Genomic DNA, 12,923 nt, shown 5'->3' with positions numbered 1-12,923 from the left:
TCGCCACGCCTGACAAGATCCAGTTCGCGCCCGGCCTGCCGAAGACCCGCTCCGGCAAGATCATGCGCCGCATCCTGCGCAAGATCGCCGAGGATGATTTCGGCGCGCTTGGCGATACCTCGACACTTGCCGATCCGGCTGTCGTCGACGATCTGATCGCCAATCGGCAAAACAGGAGGGTTTAGAACCAGCAGATGCTGGCTATCTCTCCACTTGTGGGAGAGATAGCGATTTCAGCATCTTAGCCTCTTGGCTAATGCTAGAAATCGCAAGTGAGGGGATACAGATATGAGGTTCAAATCCCCCCTTGGATTTTCTAAGGATTTAGCAAGAAGCTAAATCGAAGAAAATCCTCTCCCCCTTAAGGGGGAGATAAACCAGGCAACTCTCCGACCATGTCATCTCATCGATAAAGATCAGCTCTTGTCTGCGGCACCGCAGACAATCCCCGCTTGCGTCTCGATGCCAGTGTCTGATTGATCTGTACGGTTCCGCGCTCGAAAGCCAGCGCGCAGCCTGTCAGATAAAGCAGCCAAAGCCGCGCCTTGGGGGCACCAACTTCCGCAATCGCCTCGTCGAACCGCGCATGCAGGCGGTCGGCCCAGATACGGCAGGTCTTGCCGTAATGTTCGCGCAGGTTCTCGACGTCGTGCACTTCGAAGCCATGGCCCTCGAGATTCTCGACAGTCATACCGAGGTGATCGAGCTCGCCGCCCGGAAAGATATACTTCACCAGTGCTAGATGCTCGGGGCTCTTGCGGCCGAAAGTCTTCTTGTTGCGTTTCATGCGCCGTGTGATCGCGTGATGCAGATAGAGGCCGCCCGGCCGGAGCAGCCGGTGCACGCTGGAAAAATAAGTGTCGTAATGCGCGATACCGACGGCCTCGAACATGCCAATCGAAGATATCTTGTCGAACTGGCCTTCCAGATGTTCGTAGGATTTGACGTGGATGGTAATCTTGTCCTCCAGACCTTCCGCCTTGATCCGCTCGCGCGCCAGCGCTGTCTGCGCCTCGGAGAGCGAAACCCCCGTGCCCGTCACACCGTAATGTTTTGCTGCGTAGATCAGCATGGCGCCCCAGCCGCAGCCGATATCCAGCAGCCGGTCACCGGGCTGCAGACGCAATTTGCGGCAGATCAATTCGAGCTTGTCGGCCTGCGCCTGGGCGATGCTGTTGGCCCAGTCGGTGAAATAGGCGCAGGTGTAGACCATGCGTTCATCGAGGAAGAGCTGGTAGAAGGCATTCGACACATCGTAGTGATGGGTGATGGCTTCCTTGTTGGAACCGCTGACAAAGGGATTCTTGCCGCCAAGTCCGGAATTGCCGGCCTTGCCTCCACCCAGCAGCAGCGAAGGAACATCCTTCAGCAGTTGCCACTTCGGCAGGCTCTTCAGCTTCTGCTTGAATTTGCCCTTGGGACCCCGCTCGACCAGGTCGAACAGTGTGCCATTTTTCACGTCGATCTGGCCTGAAACCCATAATTCGACGATCGAGCCGATGTTCGGCTTCAAGGCTATCTGCCGCACTGCGGTCGGGTCATTGATGGCAAGCACCGGTCCGTCGGTTTCACCAATACGCGTCCCATCCCATAATTCGACGGCAAACTGCGGCTCGAGTACGTCGATTACCGTGCGGATAATCCGCGCTGCCCTATCTTCAGCTGCCATTCTTTACCCCTAAACACCGCGCTGCCGCCTATTGGGTACCGGGTGCCTCGTGAAAAACATTTGCTTGGCTTATGGCCGCAAACCGCCATTTGCAAGCCGTCAGAAAGTCTCGTCGATTTTTTCTCTTGAAACGAAGGGAAAGAGACCCCATTCTCAGCGTGTGTTCAACGAATGAAAAGGAGGTGATCCGATGTCTCGTGATTTCGCAAACTGCCACAAGGCGTCTGATGCTTTCCATCGGGGATCGTCTCTCCGTTGAATAAGCACCCTGGCTAAGTCCGGGGAAGAAGGCCAAACGACAGCTTTGTGCCAGACGGAATTGCGGGGCCACCCTTCGGGGTGGCCCTTTCCGTTCATACAGCACGCTTGACGGTCAATTGAAAGCCAATCGCCTCATGACCGCGATCGTCGTTTCCAATGTGGGATCTCCGTTCTCGCTCAAAGACCGGTAGAGCTGCTCGCGTGCCAGACCCGTCTCCTGCGCTATTTTCGTCATTCCTTTTGCCCGCGCGACAACACCCAATGCTCTTGCAATGTACCGCGCATCCCGATCTCGAAGGCATCCCTCAGGAAGACTTCTATTGCCTTGTCGGTTTCCAGCAGGTCAGCAGTAATGATATGATTTTGTCGTCATTATTCACCAACCCATACCTATGCCAGTCAATCGTATCGAACGTCAGCAGACTGGCTCAGTAGGCGACCCCAAAGGCAGATTGCGTGGAGAAGCACTTTGCTCTTTCTGAAATTGATGATACCAAGATTCTGCCTGAAAACGGTGCATTCTGCCTTAATTGAAGGCAACTCCCTCTGAAAGACCAGGACAATGTCGGTTGCTATAGCCCAAAACGCTGCATCAAGGCGTGCATGGCGTGATGAAATCGTTGCGATGCTCTCTTTGAGCTGGCCGATGATCCTCACCAATCTTGCGCAAACGGCGATGACCGCGACCGACGTCATGATGATGGGCTGGGTCGGCGCCAATACCCTTGCCGCCGGCGCGCTTGGCACCAATCTCTATTACATGCCGATGATTTTCGGCCTTGGGCTGATGCTGGCGACTTCGCCGATGATGGCAAGCGAGCTTGGCCGCAACAAATTCACGGTGCGCGAGATCCGCCGTACCGTTCGCCAGGGCTTGTGGATTGCAGTAACAATTTCCATCCCCATCTGGCTTGTGTTGTGGAACACCAAGCCGATTCTCATCGCCATGGGCCAGGATGCGGCACTCGCTACAGAAGCAGGTCACTACGTGCGTGCGCTGCAATGGGCGGTTCTGCCTTTCTATGGCTATATCGTTTTACGCTCTTTCATCGCCGCGCTTGAACGTCCCGGCTGGGCTCTGGTGATTGCCCTCATTTCCGTTGGCTTCAACGCTCTTGCCAACTGGCTCCTGATCTTCGGACATTTGGGTTTTCCGAAGCTCGGCATCGTCGGCTCCGGCATTGCAACGACACTGTCCTCGGTCATGATGTTTGCCGGTCTGGTGATTGTCATCAGTCTCGACAAGAGGTTCCGGCGCTATCGCCTGTTCGGGCGGTTCTGGCGCCCGGACTGGCCGCGGTATGGCCAGCTGTTGCGGCTCGGTCTGCCAATTGCGGCTATATTGAGCTTCGAGGTTACCATCTTCAACGCTGCAGCTTTCCTGATGGGGCTGATCGGCGCCGATTCCCTTGCTGCCCACGCCATCGCGATCCAGATCGCCTCGATAGCTTTCATGGTGCCCATGGGCTTCGGGCAGGCGGCGACCGTGCGGATCGGCCGCGCCTACGGTGCGCAGGATCGTGAAGGCATAAAGCGCGCAGGCTGGGTCGCCTTTGCCGCGGGAACCGGTTTCATGGCCATGACCGCGCTGTTGATGCTGCTTGCCCCGCATCAGCTGATCCGCGCTTTCATCGACATCAACGACCCTGCAAATGCCAGCGTGATTTCGCTTGCCGTATCGTTCCTCGCCTTTGCCGCCCTGTTCCAGATTTTCGACGGTGGCCAGGCGGTTGCCAGCGGCATGCTGCGTGGCCTGCATGACACGACCATTCCGATGATCTACGCAGCAATCGCCTATTGGGGCATCGGCCTGCCGCTATCCGTCGGTTTCGGGTTCTGGCTCGGCATGAAAGGCGCAGGCATCTGGCTTGGGCTTGTTTGCGGCCTCGCCGCAGCCGCCGTTCTCTTGACCAGTCGCTGGCTGCGGCGGAAGAAACTGGGGATCGAGATTATCCGCTAAAAGTCGATCGTGCGGCCTTTGATTTCCCAATCACCGAAGCGGGCCGGATCCTTGCCGCCGCGGCCGCCGATCTCGTGTGGCTGCCCCGCCTCTGCCTTTTCGGCTTTGCGCCGTGCCTCCGCCTCTTTCAGGGCGCGCTGCGCTGCTGGCGGCAACTGATCGAAAGCCGGACGTGGCGGCTGATCGTCATTGTCCGCCTGCGGCGTCACGGATGTCTGGTCGTCATTCATTGGCGGTTATCTCATCATTGAAGCTTGCTGTATAAAACACCATCATATAGCGGAGCATGCTCTAATATAGGGAAAGACCTTGCTACTACAACAATTCAAGACAGGAGGGACAAAACCATGAACGTGATGCGCACCGCAATGCTGCTTGCCTTCATGACCGCCCTGTTCATGGGTGTCGGCTTTCTCATCGGCGGAACCGGCGGCATGATGATTGCCCTTGTGATTGCCGCAGGCATGAACCTCTTCAGCTACTGGAATTCCGACAAGATGGTGCTGAGCATGCATCATGCGGTCGAAGTCAGTGAGCACAACGCGCCCGAATATTACGGCATCGTCAGGGATCTCGCCACGAGGGCCGGATTGCCTATGCCGAAGGTCTATCTCATCCAGAACGACCAGCCCAACGCCTTTGCCACTGGCCGCAATCCGCAGAACGCCGCTGTCGCCGCCAGCACGGGCCTGCTGCAGCGCCTGTCGCCGCAGGAAGTAGCCGCCGTCATGGCGCATGAACTTGCCCATGTCGAGAACCGCGATACGCTTACCATGACCATTACGGCGACGCTCGCCGGTGCCATTTCCATGCTCGGCAATTTCGCCATGTTCTTTGGTGGCAATCGCGAAAACAATAACCCGCTTGGCTTCATCGGGGTTCTGGTCGCCATGATCGTCGCGCCCTTTGCCGCCATGATCGTGCAGATGGCCATCAGCCGCACACGTGAATACGCCGCCGACCGGCGCGGCGCGCAGATTTGCGGCAATCCGCTCTGGCTCGCTTCCGCCTTGGATAAGATCGCCCGCGGCGCAAAGCAGATTGTCAACGAGGATGCCGAGCGCAACCCAGCCTCCGCACCGCTCTTCATCATCAATCCGCTCAGCGGCCAGGGTGCCGACAATCTCTTCTCGACCCATCCGAGCACGGAAAACCGCATCGCGGCGCTCCAGGCCATGGTCGAGGAATTCCGCCAGACGCCACCCGCTCCAAGACCCTCTCGCGCTTCAGAAACGCCGCTCGATGATGAACCGCGCGAAGACAGACCCTCTCCATGGGGCCGTGACGGTGCCAGCCGCAAGGGCCCATGGGCATGAGCGTGGCGCAGGGCACCAAACGAACTTCCGGCAAGAAACAGAAACCGGCAAATCATATTGATGCAGTAGATCGCCCCGGTCTTGCCGCCCGCCAATGTGCAACGCGCCTCCTTGGCGCCGTCATTGAAAAGCACACCTCACTCGATGGCCTCACCGACAACAGCAACGGCCATCCGCAATATATGGCGCTTGACGATCGTGACCGGTCGCTGGTCCGCGCCATCCTTGGCGCCGCCTTGCGCAATCGCGGCACGATCGAAGCTGCCATTGGCCAGTTGATCGACCGGCCGCTGCCCGAAAACGCTGTCGCCCTGCGTCACCTTCTGCACGTCGCTGTAGCACAAATCCTCTATCTCGATCTGCCCGACCGCGCTGCCGTCGATCTGGCAGTGACCGCCGCCAATAATGATCCGCGCAACCGCCGCTTTGCATCAATGGTGAATGCGGTTCTGCGCCGGCTATCGCGCGAGAAGGACAAGTTTACGGCTGGCGTGAGCAATGTCCCGGCCTGGTTCGAAGACAGCCTTATCGCGGCCTATGGCAAGGACAAGGCCAGAGCCATCCTCGACATCCAGACCAAGGAGCCCCCGATCGACCTGACAGTGAAGGGCAACCCGCAGGTCTGGGCGGAAAAACTCGGGGGTGTCGCGCTGCCGACCGGTTCCGTGCGTCTCGCGACAGTCGATGGCGCGCTCACCGCTTTGCCCGGCTTTGCCGAGGGCGAATGGTGGGTGCAGGACACGGCCGCGAGCCTGCCGGCGAAGCTCTTCGGCGACATCAAAGGTAAACGCGTTGCCGATCTCTGCGCCGCCCCGGGTGGCAAGACGGCCCAGCTCGCACTCGCGGGCGCAAATGTTACAGCGCTTGATCTTTCGGCCAATCGCCTGAAGCGCCTGCGCTCCAATCTCGAACGGCTGCACCTTTCTGCCGAGACGGTCGAAGCCAACCTTTCTGCCTATCAACCCGCTGAACCCTTCGACGCGATACTCCTCGACGCGCCCTGCTCGTCGACGGGGACGGTTCGGCGCCATCCGGACGTGCCGTGGACGAAAACGCCGGAAGACATTAGCAAACTTGCACAGCTGCAGGCAAAGCTGCTCGATCACGCAGTGACCATTGTTCGGCCCGGCGGCATCGTCGTCTTTTCCAATTGCTCGCTTGATCCACTAGAAGGCGAGAAAGTCGCCAATGATCTTCTTGCCAAGAACCCCGCTATCGAACTGGTTCCCGTAACCAGGGATGAAGTCGGCGGCCCTGCCGAACTCATCACCAAGGAAGGGTTCGTTCGCTCCACGCCTGCTGATCTTTTCCACGAAAACCCGGCACTTTCCGGCATGGACGGGTTCTTCGCAGCGCGGTTCAAACGGAAATACTAAAATTTTAACGGTTTTGGTTGCATAGTTCTCCTTTGTCGACGACGATTCGAAGCAACAACAACATGGTCGCGCTCAGCGAAACACCGCAATTGTGGGGACTTGCGACAGCGCAATTATGGCGCCGTTTCCGCAGGCGTGTGCGTATGGGGCCACTCTATCGCTGGCGCTTCACCGGGTTCACACCGGAACGCGTTCTGATCGCGCCGCAGGACCTTCGCCCAGCCGATCCACAACTCGCCGAAGAGTTCTACCACGGCCGCTTTGCCCTTGCCGGCAAGGTCGTCGAGACCGGCGGACGCTCGCCATTCCTCGTCGAACCGCCCAACGCCGCTTGGCAAGCTGCCTTGCATAATTTCGGCTGGCTGCGCAACTTGCGCGCCGCCGGCACCGAACTTGCCACAGCCAACGCCAGGGCGCTGCTCGGTGACTGGATCACCACCCATGGCCGCTCGATCGGCGGCCCCGCCTGGGCACCCGAAGTCACGGCACAGCGCATCATCGCCTGGCTGCAGCATTCGAGCCTTATCCTTGCGGGAGCTGACCTGCGCGCCTATCGCCAATTCATGCGATCCCTCGCCGTGCAGGTGCGTTATCTGCGCACGATGGCCGCAGTAATGGATGACGGCGAAGAGAAATTACGGGCGCGTATCGCCCTCGCCCTTGCCGCGCTGGCTTTACCGGTGGCGTCGAGCACAAGCCGTTCAGCCCGGCGCAATCTGGAATTCGAACTCACCCGGCAGATCTTACCGGATGGTGGCCATATATCGCGCAATCCGCTGACCATTCTGGAGTTGCTCGCCGACCTTCTGCCCTTGCGTCAGACCTATGCGAGCGGCCAGGAAGCCCCACCAAAAGCACTGATCGAAGCCATCGAGCGTATGCTGCCAGCGCTGCGTTTCTTCCGCCACCAGGATGGCAGCCTTGCGCTGTTCAACGGGGTCGGTGCCACAATGCCGGAACGGGTGATCGCCGTGCTGCGCCATGATGATATTGGTGGGCTGCCGCTCGTTCACGCGGCGCATTCGGGCTATGAGCGGCTGTCCATGGATTCCACTACCATCATCGCCGATACGGGACTTGCCCCGCCGGTGACCGCGTCGCGCGACGCCCATGCCGGCTGCCTGTCCTTCGAAATGTCATCCGGCCGCAGCCGCTATATCGTCAATGCGGGTGTTGACCGCTATGGCCCGCCGGAATTCCGCCCGCTGGCCCGCTCAACCGCGGCCCACGCCACGGCCACGATCAACGACACGTCCTCGTGCCGCTTCAGTGCCACCTCGGGCCTTTCCAACATGATCGGAACGCCGATTATCGCCGGTCCCACAAAGGTCAATATCGAGCGGATCGAACGCGAAGGCGCCGTTGGCTTCGTCGCCAATCACAATGGCTATGTCCGCCCGTTCGGCATTTATCACGAACGCCAGATTGTCCTGTCGCACAATGGCAGCGTCATCGAAGGCATTGATAGTTTCTTCGCAGCCGGCCGCAACCCACTGCGCAATACTGGTGCCGAAGATGTGGTCATCCGCTTCCACCTGCACCCTTCCGTCAACGTTACCGTCGACGAAAATGGTCTCATTATCCTGCAGGCCGAGAATGACGATATCTGGATGTTCTCCGCCACGGTGCAGCCTTTCATCGAAGATTCGCTGTTCTTTGCCGGGTTTAGGGGCCCGGTGAAAACCAGGCAGATCACCCTTTCGCTCAACGCCTCTGAACGTTCCGAGGTCGAATGGCAATTCACCCGTACCTCACTTGGCGTTTACGGTTGAGGCTACGGACAACGAACAGACGCCTCACGGGAGTGGGCGTTTTATGGCAGGCGCCCAACCCCTCTCCTGGATTTTCCAGACCTCGCAAGCAGAGTTTGATCGGTGTTATGCGGCGCGCGGCATTTCGGCCATGACTACCCGGACGAGGCGACCGAGGCGGGCAATTCCGGTATCTGCCAATTCTTCCGTCGCGAGTGAAAAGCTCAGCCGGATTGTGTTGGTGCCGCTGCCGTCGGCATGGAATGCCTGCCCCGGCACGAAGGCAACACGCTCTGTCTCGATCGCACGGGCAAGCAGCGCTGCGCCGTCGATGCCCTCCGGCAATGTCACCCAGATGAACATCCCGCCTTCCGGCTTTGTCCAGGCGACACCGTCCGGCATATATTTCTCAAGCGCCGCGAGGACGTTGTCACGCCGCCTGCCATAAGTCGTGCGCAGGAGGTCGATCTGCTGGTCATAGAAATCGACAGCGGCATGATACATCGCCATCTGATTGATCGTCGGGCTATGAAGGTCTGCCGCCTGCTTCATGAGAACGAGCTTGCGAATGACGGGTTTCGCCGCGCAGACCCAGCCAAGCCGCAGGCCGGGCGACAATGTCTTGGAGAATGTGCCACAGTAGATAGTTCGCGTTTCGTCGATATGACCTTTCCGGGCAATATCGAGAGCGAGAATTGGCGGAACAGGTTCGCCATCATATCGGAGCGCCTGGTAGGCCGCGTCCTCGATGACTGGAATGTCCATCTCGTCGGCCAGATCGAGAAGCCGTTCGCGCGTAGCGCGATCCATTGTTTCGCCCGCCGGATTGGAGAAATCCGGATTGACATAGCCGAATTTCGCCCGCCCGCCAGCATTTGCCGCTGCGTCCCGGTAAGCGGCAGGCGTCATGTTGCCCTGGTCAAGGGCAAGCCGGTCATAGTTCGGCTCGTAGGCATTGAAGGCCTGGAGCGCACCAAGATAGGTGGGGCTCGTTACGAGCGCCGTGTCTGACGGCGACAGGAAAAGCTTGCCCAGATAGTCGAGCGCCTGCTGGGAACCTGATGTTATGACAATGTTGTCGATGCCGCATTCTATGCCGGCTGCAGCCAGATTTGCGGCGATCCATTCCCTGAGTGGTGCGTAGCCTTCACTGACGGAATATTGCAGGGCGGCACCGTACTGCCCGTCGGCCAGCGCACGCTCATATGCCTTGCGGAAGGCATCGGCCGGGAACAGGGCAGGATCAGGAATGCCACCGGCGAAAGAAATGATGTCCGGCTGATCGAGCAGCTTCAGCAATTCGCGGATTTCGGAAGCGCGCATCCGATTTGCACGCGTTGCGTATCTGGCATCCCAGTTGCTCATTTTGCACCGTCCGATCGTTGTGGCTGCTTAGACGCCTCCCGTCCGGAAAGTTCCCCCTCGAACGCCGTATAAGCGCAAGCAATATGCCCGTATCTCCGACGATATGTCAACATATCTGACCTAATTTCGCTAAGGGTGCGACGAGGAAACCTGGCATTATTCCAGCAAATGCGTGATCGGAAGTAGGATTCCTCGGCCGCCTATGCTAACCGGCTGGCAAATCCGCTCAACTTCATACTGCAGAGGACGAACTCCCATGGCCGTCGCCGCAAAATCTTTCCCCGCCCCCAATCTTCATCCAGTGCGGCGGGCGCTGCTCTCCGTTTCCGACAAGACCGGCTTGACCGCCCTCGCCCATGCGCTGCACCGCCACGGTGTCGAGATCCTCTCCACCGGCGGCACATCCAAGGCGATCGCCGCCGAGGGCATCCCCGTTCGCGACGTTTCCGACATTACCGGCTTTCCCGAAATCATGGATGGCCGAGTAAAGACGCTGCATCCGAAAGTGCACGGCGGCCTGCTTGCCGTGCGTGACGATCCCGAACATGTAGAGGCGATGAAGACGCACGAAATCGGCGCCATCGATCTCGTCGTCATCAATCTTTATCCCTTCGAGGAAGTTCGCCATTCGGGCGCCAACTACGCCAATATCGTCGAGAACATCGACATTGGCGGTCCGGCCATGATCCGTGCTGCCGCCAAGAACCATGCCTATGTTGGCGTCGTCACCGACACAGGTGACTATGACATGGTCATCGCCATGCTCGACAAGCATGAAGGATCGCTGCCCTATTCGTTCCGCCAGAACCTCGCCGCCAAGGCCTATGCCCGCACCGCCACCTATGACGCCGCGATTTCCGGCTGGTTCGCCGAGGCCCTGATGACGGAGACGCCGTCGCGCCGCGCCATTGGCGGCCATTTGCATTCGGTCATGCGCTATGGCGAAAACCCGCATCAGTCTGCCGGCTTCTATCTGACTGGCGAGAAGCGTCCCGGCGTCGCCACCGCCACACAGCTCCAGGGCAAGCAGCTCTCTTACAACAATATCAACGATACGGATGCGGCCTTCGAACTTGTCGCTGAGTTCGATCCGGCCCGCACATCCGCCGTCGCCATCATCAAGCATGCCAATCCTTGCGGCGTCGCTGAAGCTGCAACGCTCAAGGAAGCCTATCTCAAGGCGCTCGCATGCGATCCGGTTTCGGCCTTTGGCGGCATCGTCGCGCTCAATAAGACGCTCGACGCGGAAGCGGCCGAAGAGATCGTCAAGACCTTCACCGAAGTCATCATCGCGCCTGACGCGACGCCGGAAGCCCAGGCCATCGTTGCCGCCAAGAAGAACCTGCGTCTGCTCGTAACCGGAGGCCTGCCCGATCCGCGTGCTTCCGGCATCAGCGCCAAGACCGTTGCCGGAGGCATACTCGTCCAGTCGCGCGACAGCGGCGTCGTCGACGATCTGGAATTGAAGGTCGTCACGAAGCGCGCGCCCACCGAGGCGGAAATGTCCGACCTCAAGCTCGCCTTCCGCATTGCCAAGCATGTGAAGTCAAACGCCATTGTCTACGTCAAGGACGGCGCAGCTGTCGGCATCGGTGCCGGCCAGATGAGCCGCGTCGACAGCGCCCGCATAGCTGCACGCAAGGCGGAAGATGCCGCCGAAGCTACAGGGCGTGCAACGCCGCTGACCAAGGGCTCTGTCGTCGCCTCCGACGCGTTCTTCCCCTTTGCCGACGGTCTGCTGTCAGCGGTTGCGGCGGGCGCAACGGCGGTGATCCAGCCGGGCGGTTCCATGCGCGACGATGAGGTGATTGCCGCCGCCGATGAACATGGCATCGCCATGGTCTTCACCGGCATGCGCCACTTCAGGCATTGATCCTTGCGGCCGGGTATGGGGTTCTGAGAAGAACGGCCAGTCCGGCCAGCAGGAACAGGATGATCGTTGCCATGCCGAGGCGCGGTGACCCGCTCAGCGCCGTCACTGTCGCCACCAGGAAGGGCGCGAGAAAGCTGGTCGCCCTTCCCGACAGCGCGTAGATGCCGAAATAGCGCCCCGCTTCGTCGGCCGAAACGCTGCGCGCCATATAGGATCGGGACGAGGCCTGTACGGGCCCGAAGGCTATGCCGATCAAAAGGCCGAAACCGAGATAGGCTCTTTCCGCCGGCGTCCCGAAAAGGCCGCCACTATCGGCTCCGGGCAGTTGCAACAGTCCGAACAGCGTGTAGCCGGGCCCGGTCGAGACAATGCCGATCGCCGCGATCGCAAGGAGCACCAGCGAAATCACGACAACGACCTTCGATCCGAGCATCGTGTCGAGCTTGCTCGCGGCAAGGCAGCCGAAGATCGCGACCACGTTGAGGATAATGCCGAATATACCGATCTCCGCCGTTGCCCAGCCGAACATGGTCGCGGCGAAGGCGCCACCCAGGGCGAGCAGTGCATTCACCCCGTCCTGGTAGATCATGCGGCCGATGAGAAAGCGCAGAATGCCGGGGCGCTGCCGAACTTCCACGATCGTGGATTTGAGTTCCGCCAACCCCACACCGACGGCCTTGCGGACTGGCAAACCGCGCGCGCCATCCGGCGTGAAGAGAAACATTGGCAGGACAAAGATGAAATACCACAGCGCCGACAGCGGCCCGGTGGCGCGATCGCCCTCGCCGAGTGCCGGATTAAGCCCGAGGATTGGGTCGAGACCCAGCATGGTCTTGCCGGTTGTAGGTGAGCCGGCCATGAAAGCCACGACGAAGATCAGTGCAATCATGCCCCCTAGATAGCCAAGACCCCAGGCGATGTTGGATATCCGGCCGATATCCTTCGGGGCAACCAGCCGCGGCATCATCGAATCGTTGAAGACGATGGAGAATTCCGCCGCGATCGACGCCAGCGAAAAGAACACCAGCGGCACGATCAAATTTGAGCCCGGCGCAGCGAACCACAACATGATCAGCGACAGGATCTTGATGATGGCGAAGAAGCCGATCCATGGCTTGCGCCGACCGGTCTGGTCTGCGATCGATCCGAGCACGGGCGAGAGCACGGCGATGAGCAGGCCGGAGATTGCTATGCCATAGCCCCAGGCTGCCTGGCCGACGGCCGGATCGCTCGCCATGCGCGAGACAAAATATGGCCCGAAGATGAAGGTGGTAACGACCGTGAAGAATGGCTGCGCCGCCCAGTCGAAGAGCATCCACCCCCAGATGCCCCGTCTCGACACAGCCATTCCC

Annotated in this window: 10 protein-coding genes and 1 pseudogene; 6 read left to right on the top strand and 5 right to left on the bottom strand. The window is 59.7% G+C overall.

What is annotated here, in order from left to right; translation table 11 throughout:
• The coding region (locus AAAC48_RS19700) for a hypothetical protein (RefSeq protein ID WP_340655805.1) at positions 1 to 185 on the top strand (185 nt) is incomplete at its 5' end.
• 218 nt (positions 186 to 403) lie between these two features.
• On the opposite strand, the gene AAAC48_RS19695 is transcribed toward AAAC48_RS19700, so the two are convergent.
• Positions 404 to 1,669, bottom strand: coding sequence for a cyclopropane-fatty-acyl-phospholipid synthase family protein (locus AAAC48_RS19695; protein WP_340655804.1), 1,266 nt, complete (start codon positions 1,667 to 1,669; stop codon positions 404 to 406).
• A gap of 373 nt (positions 1,670 to 2,042) precedes the next feature.
• Positions 2,043 to 2,287 (bottom strand): annotated as a pseudogene (locus AAAC48_RS19690) (addiction module antidote protein).
• 205 nt (positions 2,288 to 2,492) lie between these two features.
• Between AAAC48_RS19690 and AAAC48_RS19685 the strand changes: the two are divergent.
• A complete protein-coding gene (locus AAAC48_RS19685) occupies positions 2,493 to 3,890 on the top strand; it encodes an MATE family efflux transporter (protein WP_340655803.1) in 1,398 nt (465 codons plus the stop codon).
• Here AAAC48_RS19685 and AAAC48_RS19680 read toward each other — a convergent pair.
• Positions 3,887 to 4,120 (bottom strand): DUF1674 domain-containing protein, encoded by a 234-nt coding sequence (locus AAAC48_RS19680; RefSeq protein ID WP_340655802.1) that lies wholly within the window; start codon positions 4,118 to 4,120, stop codon positions 3,887 to 3,889. The two genes, AAAC48_RS19685 and AAAC48_RS19680, sit on opposite strands and share 4 nt — an antisense overlap.
• A 117-nt stretch (positions 4,121 to 4,237) precedes the next feature.
• Here AAAC48_RS19680 and htpX point away from each other — a divergent pair, with 117 nt between their 5' ends.
• From htpX to AAAC48_RS19665, 3 genes are all read left to right on the top strand, one after another.
• Complete coding sequence (htpX, locus tag AAAC48_RS19675) at positions 4,238 to 5,206, top strand: zinc metalloprotease HtpX (RefSeq protein ID WP_340655801.1); 969 nt, start codon at positions 4,238 to 4,240, stop codon at positions 5,204 to 5,206.
• Positions 5,203 to 6,582: an RsmB/NOP family class I SAM-dependent RNA methyltransferase gene (locus tag AAAC48_RS19670; protein WP_340655800.1), complete on the top strand. Its 1,380-nt coding sequence runs from the start codon at positions 5,203 to 5,205 to the stop codon at positions 6,580 to 6,582. Before htpX ends, AAAC48_RS19670 begins: the two co-directional genes overlap by 4 nt.
• Before the next feature lie 62 nt (positions 6,583 to 6,644).
• Positions 6,645 to 8,354, top strand: a complete 1,710-nt coding sequence (locus AAAC48_RS19665) for a heparinase II/III family protein (protein ID WP_340655799.1) — start codon at positions 6,645 to 6,647, stop codon at positions 8,352 to 8,354.
• A 105-nt stretch (positions 8,355 to 8,459) separates the two neighbouring features.
• Here AAAC48_RS19665 and AAAC48_RS19660 read toward each other — a convergent pair whose 3' ends face one another.
• Positions 8,460 to 9,698, bottom strand: a complete 1,239-nt coding sequence (locus tag AAAC48_RS19660) for a PLP-dependent aminotransferase family protein (protein ID WP_340655798.1) — start codon at positions 9,696 to 9,698, stop codon at positions 8,460 to 8,462.
• Between the two features lie 256 nt (positions 9,699 to 9,954).
• Here AAAC48_RS19660 and purH point away from each other — a divergent pair, with 256 nt between their 5' ends.
• Positions 9,955 to 11,571, top strand: coding sequence for a bifunctional phosphoribosylaminoimidazolecarboxamide formyltransferase/IMP cyclohydrolase (gene purH, locus AAAC48_RS19655; RefSeq protein ID WP_340655797.1), 1,617 nt, complete (start codon positions 9,955 to 9,957; stop codon positions 11,569 to 11,571).
• On the opposite strand, the gene AAAC48_RS19650 is transcribed toward purH, so the two are convergent.
• Complete coding sequence (locus tag AAAC48_RS19650; protein WP_340655796.1) at positions 11,561 to 12,919, bottom strand: MFS transporter; 1,359 nt, start codon at positions 12,917 to 12,919, stop codon at positions 11,561 to 11,563. The two genes, purH and AAAC48_RS19650, sit on opposite strands and share 11 nt — an antisense overlap.
• Positions 12,920 to 12,923: the final 4 nt, after the last annotated feature.

Source organism: Phyllobacterium sp. (genome assembly GCF_037994405.1).
Classification (GTDB): Bacteria; Pseudomonadota; Alphaproteobacteria; order Rhizobiales; family Rhizobiaceae; genus Phyllobacterium.
Note: the sequence above shows the minus strand (reverse complement) of the source record. Positions and strands in the feature narration are given on the sequence as shown.

Excerpts from the sequence above, each read along its gene's own strand:
- AAAC48_RS19695 (WP_340655804.1), bottom strand. The coding sequence starts at position 1,669 with ATGGCAGCTGAAGATAGGGCAGCGCGGATTATCCGCACGGTAATCGAC.
- AAAC48_RS19685 (WP_340655803.1), top strand. The coding sequence starts at position 2,493 with ATGTCGGTTGCTATAGCCCAAAACGCTGCATCAAGGCGTGCATGGCGT.
- AAAC48_RS19680 (WP_340655802.1), bottom strand. The coding sequence starts at position 4,120 with ATGAATGACGACCAGACATCCGTGACGCCGCAGGCGGACAATGACGAT.
- htpX (WP_340655801.1), top strand. The coding sequence starts at position 4,238 with ATGAACGTGATGCGCACCGCAATGCTGCTTGCCTTCATGACCGCCCTG.
- AAAC48_RS19670 (WP_340655800.1), top strand. The coding sequence starts at position 5,203 with ATGAGCGTGGCGCAGGGCACCAAACGAACTTCCGGCAAGAAACAGAAA.
- AAAC48_RS19665 (WP_340655799.1), top strand. The coding sequence starts at position 6,645 with ATGGTCGCGCTCAGCGAAACACCGCAATTGTGGGGACTTGCGACAGCG.
- AAAC48_RS19660 (WP_340655798.1), bottom strand. The coding sequence starts at position 9,698 with ATGAGCAACTGGGATGCCAGATACGCAACGCGTGCAAATCGGATGCGC.
- purH (WP_340655797.1), top strand. The coding sequence starts at position 9,955 with ATGGCCGTCGCCGCAAAATCTTTCCCCGCCCCCAATCTTCATCCAGTG.
- AAAC48_RS19650 (WP_340655796.1), bottom strand. The coding sequence starts at position 12,919 with ATGGCTGTGTCGAGACGGGGCATCTGGGGGTGGATGCTCTTCGACTGG.